An 18876-nucleotide genomic window follows, 5' to 3' on the forward strand; every position below is an offset into this window, starting at 1 on the left:
CTAGGGTGTATAGGAGTAAAACAAACAAATAAGTGGGTTAGAAATTGTATCGGCCTCCAATGCCAACAGGAGCATTAAACCAGGCAGTAGCCGGAAACAATTCCATATAAAGGCCTAAATCTGCATTGAGGGAAATAGGTGAGTTAGGAATAAACCATTCTAAACCCAGAATGCCTGTAGCCCCGATGGCTAGCTGGTTTTCATAGTAATAATCTCCATAGTAATATACTTTACCATTTTTAGAATAATACTCACGATCGCTATAGTAAAAACGGCGTGAACTGATTGCCCCACCCAAGCCTATATACCATTGTATTCCCTTTGCCCCTTTCAATGGTTTTTGCCATTCGTAATTAGCCACTAAGGCGATTCCTGCCTGCCTGTAACCATTATAACCTTTGTAGCGGTAGGCACGGCTAGTACCCCCATAAAAAGCACCTGAACTTCCCAGGGTGACATCTAAAGCATTACCTGCACCAAAGTATTTTTTCACATTTAAGCCGGCAGGTTCTCCCAAACGAAGACCAACAGCCCAATCTTTGCTTTGTGCATAGGTATGGACTGCTCCAAAAGTTAGACCCAGGATTAAAACTACAAGTATTTTCTTAATAGCATCTGTAATGCGTACTGGTGTATTCATAGCTAGTTAGGATATGTGAAATAAATTGAGTGAATAATGGCCTCAAAATAGGAGAATTTCAAGTCAAAGAAAATCTACTGCCTCATAGAAAGGAGTTGCTGCGCCTGTAAGAATGTAAGATTTATATAGGCTTATCAAATGTGGAGTCTTATATATACTACTGTTCCTGGATTTAAACAAGCTTTTTGGCTTTAGTCTCTAAGAAAGCTGATTTAATTTCCTAACCTAGTTATTTGGCTTAACATTACACTTGTCAGAATGATACATTTGTCAGAAAAAAGAAAGAAAACGGTTCTGCTAAATGTAGGGCATTTTAGTTTGTGTTCCCTCTCACTCTTTTTTAACACTATCAATGGGTGAGAATTGGTTCTTTCAATACTGACAAGAAAAACAAATTTGATGAAAGCTCCAGATTTAAGAGTTAACCCAAAGGGGTAGTTATTTTAACTTCTAATCTAATCTCAAAAGCCTTTGAAAGTTGTCCTATTTTGAGTTTAATTGCAAACTCCATAATCCATATTACTTTCTAAACTTTTTAATGAATTCAACACTTACCCAATATATAACCACCTCTACCAAAGGTCAAAAACTTACCATTAGGGGTGACATTTCCTTCTAACTCATCTTCTGCTGCGTTAATTTGTGGTTCTAAATTGTTGTGGTTTACTCCACTTCCGTGGGTTTCAGCAATATGTCTTATTTTGCCAAGTGCTTTAAAGACCTTTTTGGAGTATTGCCTAATGAACATGTGGCGAAGAAATATGTGAGCCGATACTTTTTTCTGCCTTTTTTACGGTTTCAAGCCACATGTTCCAAATGTAGTAGTGTTTGTTCCATTTGTGTTAACACCTGCCCTTCCCGTTGCTATAGTTTTGTGGCATACAAAAACAACATAACTCCATGAAACTTTTCCAAACCCTTCCTCACTCCTTTATTCATTTTAGTACAAGCATTCTATTTGTAATCAGCTTTTTATTTGCCTTTACTTCCTGCCAGAAGGATGAAGATAAAGCCCCTGACACCCGGACTTTGTTTATTGGCAATTATCAGGTAGAAGACCTGAGCGCATCGAGCGGCTATACCTATAATTATGAGATTACGATAGCCAATGTTTCCGGACAGTTGCAGATCTCTAATTTTGCCGATATGCTCAATAAGCCTGTACAGGCAATTGTAGAAGGCACCAAGCTAACGATTCCCTCCCAAACCTTTAATGGCACCAATGGCGCTATCCTGCAGGTATCAGGCTCCGGCACTTTAACCGGCAATCTGCTGAATTTTACCTATAAAACCACTGGTGCACTTACTTACAATGGCACTTGTAAAGCAACTAAAAAATAATCCTGCGATTTTTACATAACTATTGGCAGTTACACAAACAAGCATATAGTTATGTGCTTGCCCATCAAACTTATCTTCCACAGATTGTTTAAATCTTCCTTTTTATTCTATGTCCCATTGAAAAAGATAGGTTTAAAACAATCCAAGTAAAAAATCTTAACCTAACCTTTTAACAAATGTTCCCATCTGGCAACAGCCAGCATATACAAATCACCCATTCAACATAAATATCTCAAAAATGCAGACTTTGTACCTTTTGCGTACAAAAACATTTACCCTTGTTTTTGTACTGCTTTGTTATGCCGCTGTGGCTCAACAAATCTCTAATTGTCCGGCCTCCCCTTACCCTATCATCATTACACAGGCAGATGGCACATCCGTTACTATCATCGGAAAAGGAAACCAGCTGAATGCCTGGACTGAAACTCTTGACGGTTATTCGGTTGTGAATAAAAATGGCGTATATGAATATGCCAGAAAAGCTAATGGGAGGCTGGTTGCTTCCGGTATGAAAGCCAGAAACAGGGCAGATAGGACGACAGCAGAAATAGAATTCCTGCAAAAACTTCCCAAGGCTTTGAAACCCAATGCACCGGATAATATCAATCATTCTCTTCTAAAATCTTCTCCGGCAGCTTCTGGGCCTCAGAAGATTGGGTATCCGAAAAGTGGAAATGTAAAGGCCTTATTGCTGCTCATTAAATATCCCGACCTTTCAAATACCTATACAAAAGCCAATTTCAATAACATGATGAATCAGTCGAATTTTAATGGAACAGGTAGCTTTAAGGACTTTTATGCAAGTAGTTCTTTTGGCCAGCTTACGATCAGTACCGATGTATTTGGGTGGTACACCGCTTCTGAGAATTTTAATTATTACAGCGCCCAGAATGGAGATGGGCGGGCATCCAAATTGGTACGGGAGGCAGTGGATGCAGCCCAGGCAGCTGGCGTAGATTTTTCGCAATACGACAACGATGGAGATGGGGTAGTAGATGGGATTATAGTAGCTCATGCCGGGCCTGGGGCAGAAGAAGGCAACCAGCAACAATTTATATGGTCTCATCGCTGGGATTTATCTGCCCGCAGCAATGAAGTAACCTACGATGGGGTGCTGATTGATGGGTATATGATCAATCCGGAAAGAAGGCTCAGCACCAATGGCATGGTAGGGATAGGCGTATTTTGTCATGAATTCGGCCATAATCTGGGCCTGCCAGATTTATATGATAGCAATGGCGGCTCGCAAGGCACTGGTGAATGGTCGTTGATGGCAGGCGCAGGCTGGTTGGGCAATGAGCTGACGCCAGGTAATTTCTGTGCCTGGTGCCGTACTAAACTTGGCTGGGTTACCCCTACGCCCTTAGGTATAATAGCCGGAAGTTATTCTTTGGAAGCTGCCAGCAGCAGTAAGCAGGTTTTCCGCATAAACACTGCCCTGCCTAACGAATATTTTTTGTTAGAGAACAGGCAGCGTACCGGCCTGGATGAAGCCTTGAAAGGGAGTGGTCTGGCTATCTGGCATATCAATACCAACAAAACCAGTCTATATCCGGGCAGTAATACTGTTAATGCGGATGAAAATATGAAAGGTGTGGACCTGGAAGAGGCAGACGGATTAAAACAACTGGATAATGAGGATCTGGATAATAGGGGTGATGGCGGCGATTTATATCCTGGTACCAGCATCAACCGGAATTTTACAAATACTTCTACGCCAAACTCCAAAACGTATACAAACGCCAGCACTGGTATCACCATCAAGAATATTATGGCCGACAAGGCAGGAAAAATCTGGTTTACCTATGGAAATCCTGCTCCGGTTATTTCCGGGTTTGTTCCCAGTGCCGGAGGTACAGGCACGATAGTAACCATTACCGGCAATCATTTTCTGGGAGCCACCTCTGTGAGCTTTAATCTGTTAAATGCCTACCGATTCACAATTATTAATGCCACTACCATAAGTGCCATCGTACCCATTGGTGCTACCACTGGGAAAATAAGAGTTACAACTCCGGATGGCACTGCTACCAGCGCTACAGATTATACGGTGGATGGATATTGTGTGCCTATTTATTCGGTAGCTCATTCTTTAAATGATATGGATTATATAAATAATTTTAGCTTCCATACCCTTGTTCGTACTAATTCAGGCATCAGCAATAATGAAAGCAATTATTCAAATTCTCCCTCGTATGGCCCTTTTTCCTATTCCACACAAGTATTACCCGGGCAAAGTTATCCTATAAGTATGCAGGCAGGAGATGGACCTCAGAGCTTTGGTGTATGGATTGATTATAACAATGATGAGGATTTTAATGATGCAGGGGAATTTGTGTACAAATCTCCAACCGTTGGACAGGGCATATTCACAGGTACGGTTACTATTCCTTCCCAGGTTACCACCGGTTTGAAAAGAATGCGGGTGAGATGTGCTAATTCAATTGTGAGTGCTGAAAATTCATGTACGCCGCTGAGCTTTGGGGAAACTGAAGATTATACAATTACGACTGGATACTGTGTACCAATATATACCGTTGCCTGCACCTCCGATTATATTGATGATTTTAGTTTCCATACCCTGATCAATAACAACTCCGGGTGTAATGGAAAAGAAAGGAATTATAGTAATTCGCCTGCTATACTTTCCAGCACTACTACTGTAAGCAAAGGGAAAAGTTATCCCATCAGTATACAGTCGGGACCAAGAGGGCAAGGCTTTGGGGTATGGATTGATTATAACAATGACTATGACTTTGGTGATGTCGGTGAGTTTGTTTATCATACCTTAACGGCAGGTACAGGTTTGTATACTGGAAACATTACGATTCCAGCTGGTGTTTCGACAGGCCCTAAAAGGCTGAGGGTACGTTCCCGGCGCAATACACTCATTTCGGGCGCTCAATCTTGTGAGGCCTTTACAAACGGAGAAACACAGGACTATACAATCCATATAGAAGGGCCTATTGCATCTGCCAATCCATGGAATAAACGATTTGGAGGAAGTGGAACGGATAATTTCTCTGTAGTCATAAAAACCTCAGATGGCGGCTACTTGTTGGGTGGGTATTCTGCCTCCGGCCAGAGTGGAGATAAATCGGAAGCCAGCCAGGGAAACAATGATTTCTGGATTGTAAAAACAGATGTTTTAGGCAATAAACTCTGGGATAAACGATATGGAGGTTCAGCCGCCGACATTTTAAATACAGCTATCCAGACTTCTGATGGAGGCTATTTACTCGGTGGCAATTCTACTTCGGGTATCAGCGGCGATAAAACAGAGGCTGGCAGAGGCGGAAAAGATTTCTGGGTAATTAAAATTACAAATGCCGGTGTAAAGCAATGGGACAAACGTTTTGGTGGTTCAGGCGAAGATGATTTACGAACATTGATTCAGACCGAAGCAGATGCATACCTGCTTGGTGGGTACAGCAACTCAGCCGCCAGTGGAGACAAAACGCAGGATGCAAAAGGTGGCCAGGATTACTGGATAGTAAAGCTGAATGCATCCGGAGTGAAGCAATTCGATAAAACCTTTGGCGGCTCTGCCGACGACTTTCTGGAAGGTGTAGTTGAGACTACAGATGGAGGGTATATACTGGCAGGCAGGTCTGCTTCCAGCCAGAGTGGAGACCGGTCACAAAGCAGTAAAGGAGGCAGGGATTACTGGATTGTTAGAACAGATGGGAATGGCAGCAAACAGTGGGATAAGTGTTTTGGAGGTGGGGGAGATGATGACTTATATGCGATAGGCAAAGGAACAGATTACTTTTACCTGGCTGGCTTTAGTACCTCCGGTGTAAGTGGCGATAAAAGTCAGGATACCCAGGGAGGAAAAGACTTCTGGATGCTCAAAATAGCCGCTAATGGTGTCAAATTATGGGATAAACGTTTTGGTGGAAGTGATGACGAAGAGTTACGTTCCATCATACAAACAACAGATGGCGGGTATTTACTAGCAGGAAAGTCAGTATCAGGTGTTTCCGGTGATAAAAGCCAGAATAGCTGGGGCAGCAGCGACTATTGGATCGTCAAAACAGATGGTAATGGCAGTAAACAGTGGGATAAGCGTTTTGGCGGTACTGGCGCAGAGGAACTAAGAACAGTATTACAAACAAGCGACGGTGGATATTTGTTAGGAGGCAGGTCTGATTCTGGCGTTAGCGGAGATAAAACGCAAACTTCCCAGGGTGGAAATGATTACTGGATGGTGAAGGTATTGGCCGATGGACAATCCATTGCACCAGCAACCAGGCTTGCCTTTGAATCCCAGGTAAGCGAGTTAGTTAATGAATTAAGCCTGAAAGCGGCACCAAATCCTTTTACTGAAAAGATAACTGTTAGTTTTACTTTATTGCAATCTGAACAAGTAATGCTGAAAGTATATGATAGTCAGGGAAGGGAAGTAGGACATTTATACAATGGTGAAGCGGACGCAGGCAAGCATTACGAATTTGAATGGTCATCTGGTACACACAAGTCAGGTTTGTATGTGGTACAGCTATCAACTGCTAGTCAGGTAAGCTATCAAAAAATTATACTGTCCAGGTAATGTATATTCTATGTTAAAAATACGAACATAACCTGTCATACAAAGCTACCAATAGCTATTGGCAAGAGAAGTAAAAACATTAATTAACCTTTTTCGTTAGGGGACGGGTTATTCCACTAAATTTCTTTCATTAAAGCTAAAATCAGACTCATACTGGTTAAAAGGTTTAGGTTAAAACTGAAATTAGCGTTGTTTTTTCTCTATGTTTTGGCAACACTCATTTCCAAAGGAAAACAATAAACAGAAAATATTTAAAGGGAGCCTGCAAGCTCCCTTTGTTTTTTTATACTCACAATTTTCAATCTCACAAAGGGGGTCTTATACCAATATAGGTTGACAGTTTTATGTCAGATACAAACATGAATAAAAGCCTTCATCATACTGTTCAGTTTCACGAAAGGGGGAATTAATTTAACTACCTCTTTGGGGTAACTTAAAAAATAAATTTTTTCTCCTCAGGCAGCGTTTCTCTTATCAAATGTATTATGGAAAGTAGAGGCATCATGCAGAAAATGATATCCTCTTATCTACTAAATCAGTCTACATGTGAGCAGTGAACCTCTAATCATACAACAATGCCGCAAAGGAGAAAAAAAAGCGCAACATGCTTTATACATAGCTTTCGCTAAAAAAATGTTCCTGCACTGTTACCGCTACCTGAAAAACAAAGCAGATGCTGAAGAAGTGCTGACTGACGGATTTATGAAAATATTCACAAGCATTGCTAAGATTGAATACCGGGATGAAAAAAGTTTTGAAGCCTGGATTAAAAAAATTATGATTAATGAATCATTACTGTTTTTACGGAAGAAAAAACAATTGATCTATGCAAACGAAGACATACCCGAAACGATAGAAACCGAAATATTAGTAGATGAAAGATTAGCAGCCCAAGATATTTACAAGCTCATTCTGTTTTTACCTGTAGGATACCGCACTGTTTTCAATATGTATGCTATTGAAGGCTACTCGCATAAAGAGATTGCCCAGATGCTAGGCATCAATGAAAGTACATCCAGGTCGCAACTGACCAAAGCAAGAACGCTGTTACAAGAATTAATAGTTAAGAATTATACCCTATGAAACCTGAAGCCTTTGACCATTTTTGCAGAACGAAGATAGAACAACTCCATGAGTTGCCAGAACTGGACTGGGATGAAAAAGGCGCCTGGCAGAAGCTAAATATTAAGCTGAGCAAGAATTACCGGATATTTACTTTCACAGCCATCGCTCTTGTGCTTGCCGTTTTACTTTTAGGTATCTCATGGAACTATGAGGATAGGGAAACTCATTTGACAGTAGCCAACAAAAAAACATTGCAAACTCGCAAATTACAAGCGAAACAGTTTTTTAGGCGGCCCCTACAAGGAGCAGACACGCTAATAAGGGTAAAAGCTGATGTAAAAAATACCTTACAACCTGTTGTACACACACCTATACAAGAGAAAGACCCAATTTTACCATTGCCACAACCGATAGGCATTACAACTTTGCCTGCTCCAGATTCAATAATTAATACAATCAGCACCAAACCAGATACGCTTGTTCCGCAAATGCTTACTCAGCCGGAGGATTCGTTACAGGCTACCCTTACAAATACCTCCCGGAAGACTTACCGGAATACACCGGATATTGAAGTATATTCTTCTGTTGATTCTGATAATCATTCTGCTGGATTCAAGTATGTGAAGCCATTGTCCCCACGATTTTCACTGGTGTATGGTTTATATGCTGCAAAAACATATAAGCCGTATATTAACATGGAAATGCACACGGACTCGAGGGATGTTATAGGTTTACACATGCCTGTACAAATCCGCTATTATCTGTTGCCTCCAGAAAACCGCTTTACTGTGTTTCTGTATGCCGGGTTAACCGGAGCTTTGCCTCTGAGCGGGGTAACGACAGCTACCTATCCGGCCATGCGCTTTGAAACAGGTGCTGAAGCCAGGTATAGGTTATGGGAAAGTAAAGATGGCTCCTCAAAAGGTTTTCTCTTTTTCAGGATGCCTCTCTACAACCGGACTATTTTAAACTATCACTATAACCATGCTGATTGGCGCATAAAGGATAATCATGGGCTCGATTTGGGCGGAACTTCCAGGTAAGACAAAAACAAAATTATTTACAGGCACCTGCAAAATGGAAACAGACCTGCTTCGTTTTCTTTAAACCAACAAGAAAACATCTAGGAGTTATAGGTGAGGTGGGAAAATTAAGCCTTGTTTTTGTGTAACATTCAGAGATAAACTACCGGCAGGATACTATTTTTAGTTTTTTATTTTAACTGACCAGCCCCATCAAGCAGAGAAGCTATTATTGCTGCCTTTAAACCTTCAATAATGCAAATCTTCCTGACAACCGGGACTTACTACTATGCTATGCCTTCAATCAGCGCTATATCTTTATGCACCCAAAGAATGTTTACTGCCTTTGTGCCATTTTCCTTTTGCTGGCAACTCAACATGCGTTTGCCCAGAAATTTACCATCAGTGGTTATGTAAAGGATGCAGCAACAGGTGAAATACTCATTGGAGCTAACTTATATGACCAGATTTCAAAAAAGGGTACGTCTACCAACCAGTTTGGCTTCTTCAGCCTGACCTTGAGAGAAGACAGCATCTGGATAAGTTGTTCCTATGTAGGTTATCAGACGCAGATACAAGGATTTTATTTAGATAAAAACCGGGAAGTTACTTTTCAATTAGAACTGGTTAGCAACTTATCAGAAGTAGTAATAAAAGCGGAAAGAACCGGGCGTATTGAAGAAAATACGCAGATGAGTACCATTTCTATTCCCATTGAACAGGTTAAAAATCTGCCAGCTGCACTGGGTGAAGTAGATGTACTCAAAATTATTCAGTTGATGCCGGGTGTAGCGTCGGGTAGTGAAGGAAGTACAGGCCTGTATGTACGTGGTGGCAGCCCTGACCAGAACCTGATTTTGCTCGATGGCGTACCTTTGTACAATGTCAATCACCTGGGTGGCTTTTTCTCTGTTTTCAATGCCGATGCCATCAGTCATGTGTCTTTGGTAAAGGGTGGATATCCGGCCAGGTATGGGGGCAGGCTTTCATCGGTGATCGACATTAAAATGCGGGATGGAAATAGCAAAGAGATAAAAGGACAAGGTTCGGTAGGAATTGTCTCGGCCAAATTATCGCTGGAAGAACCCATCATCAAAGACAAAACTTCTTTTATGGTTACAGGCAGAAGAACGTATCTGGATTTATTCAGCCGGCCTGTTTCTAAACTGGCAACCAATGGGGTAGCTTCTTTTGGGTATCACTTTTATGATTTCAATGCAAAAATCAATCATATCCTTTCGGCTAAAGACAGATTGTACCTGAGTGCCTATGTGGGTGATGATAAAGCCATTGTAAAATCAGAAGACGAGTATACCGATAATGGATACAAAGAAGAAAATTCTGCCAAAAGCCGCCTGATCTGGGGAAATTTTCTAACCTCCTTGCGGTGGAACCATGTATTTAGCGAAAAGCTATTTGCCAATACCATGCTCAATTATACCCGTTACCGGTTTTTGGTAGATGTCAACCAGAAAAACACTTCCGAAGACCCGGATTCTCCTTCCGAACAAACTTCCTATTTTGCTTACTTATCGGGCATAAATGACTGGAGCGGAAAAGTAGATTTTGATTTTTATCCCAATCCGCAACATAGTATCAAATTCGGCGCACAAGCCATTTATCATACATTTAAGCCAGGTATTACAGCTATTAAAGCAGATTTCTCCCAAAGCGAAAGAACAGATACAGCCTATGGCTCTTCCCGGGTAGAAGCGCTGGAAACGGCTTTCTATATAGAGGATGACTGGGAAATTACCAGGCAGTTAAAAGTAAATGCAGGTCTTCATTTTTCGGGTTTCTTTGTAGGAAACAGCCACTATCTTTCCCTGCAACCCAGAATAGCCTTTAGGTATCTGCTGCCCCATAATTATTCCCTGAAGGCATCGTATGCCACCATGCAGCAGTTTGTTCATTTGCTCACCAATTCAGATGCAGGTTTGCCTACCGATTTATGGGTACCGGTAACAGAAAAAGTACGGCCTCAGTTTTCCCAGCAAACTGCCGTGGGTATAGCTAAATCCTTACAAGACAACCGCTATGAACTGAGTGTGGAAGGCTACTACAAAACCATGCGCAACCTGATAGATTATAAAGAAGGGGCCACCTTTTTTGGAAATACCACCGACTGGCAGGAAAATATTGAAACCGGAGGCAAAGGAGAATCTTATGGCGCAGAATTTCTGCTGCAAAAGAAAACCGGAAAAGTAAGCGGCTGGCTTGGCTATACTTTATCCTGGACAAACAGGCAATTTAACTCTATTAATGCAGGCCGGAAATATCCCTATAAATATGACAGAAGACATGATGTTGAAGTTGCTGTAAGCTATCAGCCCAAACCCAGAATAAGCGTATCTGCCAACTGGGTGTATGGCACGGGCAATGCCATCACCCTGGGAGTAGCCCGTTATCCTTCTCTTGTCGAAAATTACGCGTATTACTGGCGAGGTGATATCCAGAATACTTATAATCAGGTACAGGTATATGAAGGCAGAAATGGCTTCAGGATGCGGAGTTACCACCGGATGGATTTAGGAATTAGTTTTCATAAACCCAAAAAATGGGGTGAACGGACCTGGACGATTTCGCTTTACAATGCCTATAGCCGCAAAAATCCATTTTACTATTACATAGATACGGATCAAGATAACAAGAAGGTATTAAAACAAGTAAGCCTGTTTCCCATTATTCCCTCCATCAGTTATAGCTTCCAATTCTAAAGTATGAAAACGGTTGTATCCTTTTTGGTGTGCCTGCTTATCCTGGTATCTTCCTGCGAGACCATCATTAAACTAGACTTTCCAGAGCATAGCTCTAAATTAGTAATCAATGGCCTACTCACTCCGGATAGCCTGGTACGGGTAGCTGTATATAAAAGCCTGCCTGTGTTCGATAACCAATCTGTTTCTTATGTTAGTGATGCTACGGTTGTCCTTTTCGAAGATGAGCGTCTAATAGATACGCTTCGCTTCAATCAAGCTTTCCGGCAGTATATGGCTGGCAGTTTCAAACCCGGTATCGGTAAAGAATATAGGTTAGAGGTCTCTGCACCCGGATATGATCCCGTAAAGGCTAGTTGCAGTATTGCTGATGAAGTGAAGATTATACAAACTCAATTGAAAGACTCCGCTGGTATAGATGAATATGGAGCGTATTATTCGCAGCTTAGCCTTACTTTTAACGACCCGCCAGGTGTGAAAAATTATTATAATCTGTTTGGTTTGGTGCCGGCTGTGCTTATACCTTGGATACCATCTAATTCAGGTGCCGATAGAGATACTGTTTATTTCTATAACCCGCAGTATTTTTTCAGCAATCTGCCACTTGTTGAATATACTTATGGTAATGGCATTGTGCTGAACGATGAATTATTTGATGGAAATACCTATACACTGTCCGTAAATTTTTATCCTCAATACAATTACAGAAGCAATATTCCAGATGCCCGAAAAGAACGGATGAAGCTTATTTTCAAAAATACAGACTTTATCTATTATAACTATAACAGGAAACTGCAGCCTCATATCGGTAATCAAAATGGCGGTATTTTTAGCGGTGAGCCAGTCATCATGCCCACTAACATTGAAAATGGATATGGCATTTTCTCCGGTTATAGTGCAGATACACTAACCCTGTATTGATGCTTTTTTTTAGATTCAGAAACCTTACAGCTGCTTTTGTTTAACTTTCTCAAGTTTCTTCAAAGGGGGAGTTTGAGTAACCTAAACAACCTTCAGATCACTTTCGTAAGCAGAACGAGTAGTACAAAATCACCAATTGATTGTAAGATAAGCTCTTTTCCATATGAGTCTTTTTTAACTACCCCACCATCGGCAATACTTGTTGGTTGCTAGCAATATTTAGTTGAACACACTCTAAAGCTTTAGTTAAAAAATCTTTTTGTATTGTATCAATACCAGACACTAGTGTGCGAAAATGGACTATACGTACTTATATTGTTTAGCTTTTTAATTGATTTACAATAATTTACAAATTGGTTCGTGAGTTGATATAGGCATATACTCACTCGAATTGTCAAAACACAAGCGTTACTATGATTAAGCATTACTTCAAGATTACCATACGCAGGCTTTTTAAACAGAAGACTTATTCACTAACCAGTATACTCGGACTTACTGTAGGGCTGACCGCTTCTATTTTAATCTTTTTATGGATGCTGGATGAATTATCAGTTGACAGGTTTCATACCAAAGCAGATCGCATTTATAAAGTGCTGATTAATGACCTCTATGCTGATGGCAGAATGGAAACCTATGAGGCTCCAACCGTGATGATTGGCCAAGCCCTACGTACGGATATTCCTGAAATGGATGAAGTGGTGCAAACGAGTTGGAGTGAAGGGATGCTTGTTAAATCCGGAGATAAGAAGTTTATAGAAACTGGCCTGTATGCTGATCCAGGTTTATTCTCCCTCTTTTCATTCCCCATTTCATCAGGCAACAAACTTCGCCCACTTTCCCATATTAACTCAATAAGCATTTCTGAAAAACTGGCTAACAAATTATTTAATGGAGATCCCATTGGCAGAACGCTGACTATTGACCAGCTTGGTGATTTTATGGTTTCAAGTGTATTTGAAGATATACCCCAACATTCTTCATTGCGATTTGACTTTGTTATTTCATTTGAGAATTGGAAAAAACAAAATAGCTGGGCTAATCACTGGCGTAGTGGGGCAACACAAGCTTTTGTAACGCTTAAATCAGAGTCAGCATTTAATGCAACCGATAGCAAAGTCAGAAAGATCATTCAAACCCATTGCAGTGATTGTAACAGGGAGGCTTTTTTATATCCATTTTCCCAATTATACCTTCATGGAAAGTTTGAAAACGGCAAAAATAGCGGAGGACGCATAAGCCAGGTTATTTTATTTGGGTGCATTGCAGGTATCATACTTATAATGGCGTGTTTCAATTTTACCAATTTAGCCACTGCCCGAGCCTCGACAAGAACCAAAGAAATAGGCGTTCGAAAATCTGTAGGGGCCGGCCGGATATCTATTGGTATTCAGTTTATAGGCGAATCCCTTTTCATTTCGTTTATATCCTTGTATTTCGCCATTATACTGGTGAGCGTATTTCTTCCAATATTGAATGAAATTACCGGGAAATCGCTGCATCTTGATTATAGCAATCCTGTGTTGGTACTTAGCCTTATGGGTATTACGCTGCTATGCGGTGTGCTTGCTGGCCTATACCCGGCTTTTTATTTGTCAGCACTCAATACTTGGACTGTTTTAAAAAACAGTAAGGTGAGATTAAAAGGTGGAAGTTTTAGGAAAGGGCTGATTGTTACCCAGTTTGCAGTTTCTGTTATGTTAATTACAGGAAGTATAGGTATCTACAGGCAGCTTGGATATATTTTTAAAATGGATCTGGGTTTCAGTAAAGAAAATATCATTGTTATCCCCCAAAAAGAAGGGTTAAGCCACAATTATGCTCCCTTTAAAGCGGATTTACAGCAAATACCTACGGTTAAAAATGTTGCCCTTGTCGGGAGTAATGTATTCCAGGTGCCCATTACCACCACCGATCCTGTATGGCCTGGAAAACCGGAAAACTCATCTATTTCATTCAAAGTACTTAGAAGTGATGATGGATTTATCCCAACTATGCATATCAAGCTGATTGCAGGAAGAAATTTTTATAGCAACCGGGCAGACTCATCCAATTATATCATTAATGAAAAAGCAATGCTGGCCATGGGACTTATTAAACAAAATGTAATAGGCACTAAATTGGAGATGTGGAACGGGAAAGGAGAAATAATTGGCCTTACTGAAGACTTCATTAATGGGAACCTGCATCAAGGTACAGAGCCCCTTATTTTAATGTTTACTACCACTAATGGGTTTAATTATTATATCAAGACCATCGAAAATGCCAATATCAACCAAACACTGGCTAGCATTGAGGCAATAGCAAAAAAATATTCACCGGACTATCCGTTTGAATACTCTTTCTTAGAGGGAGATTATAGTAAAGAATACAAAACCGAGTCGGTTTTAGGTAAGCTCTCACTGGGATTTACTGTAGTAGCTGTTATTGTTTGCTGCCTGGGGCTGTTTGGATTAGCTACCTTCGCTGCTGAGCAACGAATTAAAGAAATAGGGGTTCGTAAAGTACTTGGGGCAAGTGTATCTGACATTGTTATTTTACTTTCAAAGGAACTTGCAGGGCTTGTCTTCATGGCCATTCTCGTTGCCATCCCAACGGCCTATTATTTTTTGAACAAGTGGCTGGAGGACTTTGCTTACCGGATTGATATTTCATGGTGGGTTCTTGTGTTGGCAGGTATGTCAGCATTGATGATTGCACTCTTAACGGTGAGTTTTCAAGCGATAAAAGCAGCTGTTTCCAATCCGGTGAAGAGTGTGAGAAGGGAATAAACTGATTTTAACTGCTTTTTATTTACCTGATAGTGGAGTGGCATAGAAAAATGAAGGATCACAAAAGAGTAAATGTATCGACTCAATAGTAATATATCATCACTTTAATTAAGTCAGTCCTTTTGAAGTTTTAGGAAAGGGGTAGTTTTTTTAACACCCCTTTAGAGTAACTACTGCATTACTTTTTCTTCCATACGGCTGTTTGAGAAATGGAGATCTGACAAATTCATAGTTAATTTATCTTTCACCTCCCCCCAGATCAATACCTGCTTTAAACCCAAGATAGGAATTGTGATTGTTGACTTTCAGCGTTGGAGTATTCGTTTTCGAGCTGGCTATTAAATTGTACTCAGCAGAAAGATGTACATGTCCTACTTTTACACCTACTGCCAACATACCCCCAGGCCGGCTCACCGGAGCTGTAGTAATGTAAGTGCTTTGAGGGTTAGGGGTTTCAAAAGAAGTAGCATAGACTCTATAATTGCCAAATCCTGCCCTCAAGTAAGGACGAATATGACCTTTGGAAAATAGATAGCTAGCTGTCAAAATATAAGAAGTAGCAGCACCCTCATCAAGACTTTCTGCTCCTAAAGTCTGTTCATCAAGTACTCTTCTCAAATAAGCTACCTCCAAGTGGACCCCCACATCAAAGTGATCAGTAATGCCATATTTTGGTTCTACACTAAAGAGAAAACCTGCTTTTTGTTGTTCACTGACAGGTGCTGCCAGACCTATAGAGCCATTGATTTTAAAAGGTTTGAATTCTTGAGCTATTGCACTAAAGGCACTCACACACAAGCAGAGGGTCATTAATTTTTTCATTGATAACTGGTAAGATTGGTTTGATGAAATAGTTAAACAGATTATAATAGAAAGGAAAGCAAGCTTTCCATTCAATTTAAGATAAATATTGGCCTTGATGCTGTTGCTTGATAAAAGTAACCATAATTTCCAGACGCTCTTCTTTCGATTACTTGAGAGGATAGGCGGCTCGATGATTATAACAGCCTATCCATCTATCTGGTAATGAGGAAAAAGCTTATTTTTTCAACTATAGAAAGCACAGAAACAGATTTTTTACAATATTGCCCTCATGAAGACATTTGTCATATGTATCCTGCTGCTTTTAGCTTTTATATCGAAGGGACAAAATTCTATAAAATGGCCGGAAAGTAAACAAGCCTTGATCGTATTAACCTATGATGATGCCCTGCTTTCTCATTTACAGGTAGCTATTCCACAACTAAATCAAGCCAGGCTCAAGGGTACTTTTTTCCTCAAAGAGCCTGCAGCCACACATATCAATGCTTGGAAAGAGGCTAGCCAAAAAGGACATGAACTAGGCAATCATACTGTATATCATCCTTGCCTGAGCAGCAAGTTCAAAGCTGACCCTCATTATCAGGCAGAAAATTATTCAGTGGACAATATGATGCGTGAGATATCCACCATGAATACCATTCTGTATGCAATAGATAACAAACTCGACCATACCTATGCCTATCCCTGTGGAGAAACATCCATACAGGGAAAAAGCTATGTGGATAGACTCAAAAAATCAGGATTTGTAGCCTATGCTAGAGCCGTAGGTAGTTCACCCATTATTACTGATTTCAAAAATTTAGATCCTTATCAGGTACCTTGCATGGGCTTTGCTATCAATGCTCCTGGCAGCGATATGATTGAATTTGTAAAGCAGGTGCAGCAAAACAAAGGCATGGGAGTTCTTATTTTCCATGGCGTGGGTGGAGATTATCTGGAAGTATCAGCAGCTGCTCATCAAGAGTTGGTGCAATACTTGAAAGAGCATCAGGAGCAGATCTGGGTGGCCACCTTTAAAGAAGCGATGGACTATGTCACAAAGCATACTAAATAAAGTCAATTCTAACCACGAATGGCCCCCTATTGGTGCTCCATCAAAGAAAATATCTGTTTTAGTACAAAGTCGAGTCTCAGAAAAGGGAAGTATTTTTTAACTTAAATGTAAGTAAAATAGTAACCGACTAAACTATTTTTTTGGTCTAACATAAATAATAAACATTACGGTTGGCTTTCGTTATTTTTTCATAAAAAATGAGGGTAGAACTCAATCTTTTCTTGTAGTCTAGCTGCTAGCAGTTCATTGTCAGTATAGAGAGCTTGATAGATGATTTGTGACTCCTGCCAATAGGTTTGAATTTTTTCTTTCTTCCAGTAATAGGGAGGAGCGGACAGATTACAAATCCGGTCTGCCATCTTTACCATCCCAATTTCTTTGGGCTGCCTCCCGATACGTGTTAAACTATCCAGCATTTGAGCTTGCTTGCTTTCTAATTCAATATTCTTTGTTAGGGCTTGTACTCCCACCGCTACAACTTCCCCAAATTGAGTCTTGACTAGTTCATAGGTTACGGAAGTATCTTCGATCACATCATGGAGAAGCGCACATTGAATCGCTAGGTCAGCATCATAGGTTTGAGTAGTATAGTGCAAAGCCCAAATCACTTCCATGGCTACGGCTCCAATGTGATTCAAGTAATCAATGTGCATGTCTGGCTTTGGGCCTCCATAAGTTTGGCCTTGATGGTAAAGGGTGGCAAAATCCCATGCCTTCACATATTTTTCTCTATCCCAGTGATTCATTTTGTTTGATAACAGTCAATGAGTATACAGCCGCTTTCTAAAAGAACATCCCAATATAGAGAAAAATTTAGGCAACCGGGTAAGTGATCGGTTATCAATCCATTTTATAATTCATTAGTAAAGCATCATCCATTCTTATTCAAATACAAACCAGTTACCATTCCTTGTGATTGCTACGTTGCTGCAAATAATTACTTTCCAGGCTTTAGCTATAAATGTGATATGATAACACAGCTCTTCTTAGAGAACGTTTTGGAAGAATAAAAATAGGGTAAAAGAAAGAATCAGTGAGTAAACTTGAGGTGTCTAATCATCAAGTTTATGCAAGAAAAATTCTCTGCGCTCACTGACCCTGAATGGGAAGTTATCAAGGAAATAATTGATAACCAAAGAAAGATTAAACATGAAAAACGGGTGATAATCAATGCACTGCTTTGGCTGCTAACTACGGGCAGCCAATGGCGCAATATGGAAAGTAAGTACCCACCCTGGCAAACCATTTACTATTATTTCAGGCAGTGGAAAAAGCGGGGCATTATTGAAGAGTTGTTAGCTTTTTTAGCAGGCAGAGAAAGAAAAAAAGCAGGCAGACAAGCCCTGCCAAGCGTGTTGGCCATTGATAGCCAAAGTGTTAAGATTATACAATTTACCAGTCAGGATAAAGGCATAGATGGCAATAAAAAAGTGAATGGCAGAAAAAGACATCTGGCTGTGGACTGTTTAGGTATCCCCTGGGCGGTGCATATTACAGCTGCTAATATATCAGACACCACAGCAGGATATGAGTTAGCAGCTAAGTTGAAGGGCAAGTCCGCCCGCCTGCATACCCTGAAAGCAGATAATGGCTACACAGAGACTTTTGTGGAAGAAGTGAAAAAACAATATGGATGGAGTGTAGAAATTGTACAAAAGCCTGAAAGCGTGAAAGGCTTTGTCCCGGCAGGGGGCCGTTGGGTAGTGGAACGTAGCTACGGATGGCTCAATTTTAAGCGTAGGTTGAGCCGTGATTTTGAAAAAAACACAGAAAGTTCGGAAGCCATGCTACAATTAGCCTTTATTGATACTCTGCTCAAAAGAAAAACCGAATAATATTTCAAAACATTCTCTTAAAGACTCTTCCAAACAAAAACCCTTAGCTAACTTAAACTGCCAATTTACTAGTTCTTAAAGCACAAGATGCTGCTACTCTGCTGATGTTTATTAACTCCTTATTCTCATATATTAATAT

Annotated in this window: 13 protein-coding genes; 9 read left to right on the top strand and 4 right to left on the bottom strand. The window is 40.5% G+C overall.

What is annotated here, in order from left to right; genetic code table 11:
* Positions 1–37 precede the first annotated feature (37 nt).
* Entirely contained in the window at positions 38–640 is a 603-nt protein-coding gene (locus tag GXP67_RS10150) for a hypothetical protein (RefSeq protein WP_162443026.1), read from the bottom strand.
* Positions 641–1184: 544 nt separating this feature from the next.
* The gene (locus GXP67_RS10155) at positions 1185–1388 is read right to left on the bottom strand and encodes a hypothetical protein (protein WP_162443027.1); all 204 of its coding nucleotides are present in this window, start codon (positions 1386–1388) and stop codon (positions 1185–1187) included.
* Positions 1389–1540: 152 nt separating this feature from the next.
* On the opposite strand from GXP67_RS10155, the gene GXP67_RS10160 reads away from it, so the two are divergent.
* The 7 genes from GXP67_RS10160 (at position 1541) to GXP67_RS10190 (ending at position 15026) form a co-directional block, all read left to right on the top strand.
* Positions 1541–1981 carry a hypothetical protein gene (locus tag GXP67_RS10160; protein ID WP_162443028.1) on the top strand — a complete coding sequence of 147 codons (441 nt, stop codon included), beginning with the start codon at positions 1541–1543 and terminating at the stop codon, positions 1979–1981.
* A 238-nt stretch (positions 1982–2219) separates the two neighbouring features.
* Complete coding sequence (locus GXP67_RS10165; RefSeq protein WP_162443029.1) at positions 2220–6533, top strand: M6 family metalloprotease domain-containing protein; 4314 nt, start codon at positions 2220–2222, stop codon at positions 6531–6533.
* A gap of 546 nt (positions 6534–7079) precedes the next feature.
* Positions 7080–7616 carry an RNA polymerase sigma factor gene (locus GXP67_RS10170; RefSeq protein ID WP_232065096.1) on the top strand — a complete coding sequence of 179 codons (537 nt, stop codon included), beginning with the start codon at positions 7080–7082 and terminating at the stop codon, positions 7614–7616.
* The gene (locus tag GXP67_RS10175) at positions 7613–8641 is read left to right on the top strand and encodes a hypothetical protein (RefSeq protein WP_162443030.1); all 1029 of its coding nucleotides are present in this window, start codon (positions 7613–7615) and stop codon (positions 8639–8641) included. Before GXP67_RS10170 ends, GXP67_RS10175 begins: the two co-directional genes overlap by 4 nt.
* A 299-nt stretch (positions 8642–8940) precedes the next feature.
* Positions 8941–11337 carry a TonB-dependent receptor gene (locus tag GXP67_RS10180; RefSeq protein WP_162443031.1) on the top strand — a complete coding sequence of 799 codons (2397 nt, stop codon included), beginning with the start codon at positions 8941–8943 and terminating at the stop codon, positions 11335–11337.
* 3 nt (positions 11338–11340) lie between these two features.
* Entirely contained in the window at positions 11341–12258 is a 918-nt protein-coding gene (locus GXP67_RS10185; RefSeq protein ID WP_162443032.1) for a DUF4249 domain-containing protein, read from the top strand.
* A 413-nt stretch (positions 12259–12671) separates the two neighbouring features.
* The gene (locus GXP67_RS10190) at positions 12672–15026 is read left to right on the top strand and encodes an ABC transporter permease (protein ID WP_162443033.1); all 2355 of its coding nucleotides are present in this window, start codon (positions 12672–12674) and stop codon (positions 15024–15026) included.
* Between the two features lie 237 nt (positions 15027–15263).
* On the opposite strand, the gene GXP67_RS10195 is transcribed toward GXP67_RS10190, so the two are convergent.
* The gene (locus GXP67_RS10195) at positions 15264–15848 is read right to left on the bottom strand and encodes an outer membrane beta-barrel protein (protein ID WP_162443034.1); all 585 of its coding nucleotides are present in this window, start codon (positions 15846–15848) and stop codon (positions 15264–15266) included.
* A 271-nt stretch (positions 15849–16119) separates the two neighbouring features.
* Between GXP67_RS10195 and GXP67_RS10200 the strand changes: the two genes are divergently transcribed.
* Positions 16120–16902, top strand: coding sequence for a polysaccharide deacetylase family protein (locus GXP67_RS10200; protein WP_162443035.1), 783 nt, complete (start codon positions 16120–16122; stop codon positions 16900–16902).
* 188 nt (positions 16903–17090) lie between these two features.
* On the opposite strand, the gene GXP67_RS10205 is transcribed toward GXP67_RS10200, so the two are convergent.
* Positions 17091–17648 carry an HD domain-containing protein gene (locus GXP67_RS10205; RefSeq protein ID WP_162443036.1) on the bottom strand — a complete coding sequence of 186 codons (558 nt, stop codon included), beginning with the start codon at positions 17646–17648 and terminating at the stop codon, positions 17091–17093.
* A 321-nt stretch (positions 17649–17969) separates the two neighbouring features.
* Between GXP67_RS10205 and GXP67_RS10210 the strand changes: the two genes are divergently transcribed.
* Positions 17970–18737 carry an IS5 family transposase gene (locus GXP67_RS10210; RefSeq protein WP_162443037.1) on the top strand — a complete coding sequence of 256 codons (768 nt, stop codon included), beginning with the start codon at positions 17970–17972 and terminating at the stop codon, positions 18735–18737.
* The last annotated feature ends 139 nt before the right edge of the window (positions 18738–18876 follow it).

It is taken from the genome of Rhodocytophaga rosea (assembly GCF_010119975.1).
Lineage (GTDB): Bacteria > Bacteroidota > Bacteroidia > Cytophagales > 172606-1 > Rhodocytophaga > Rhodocytophaga rosea.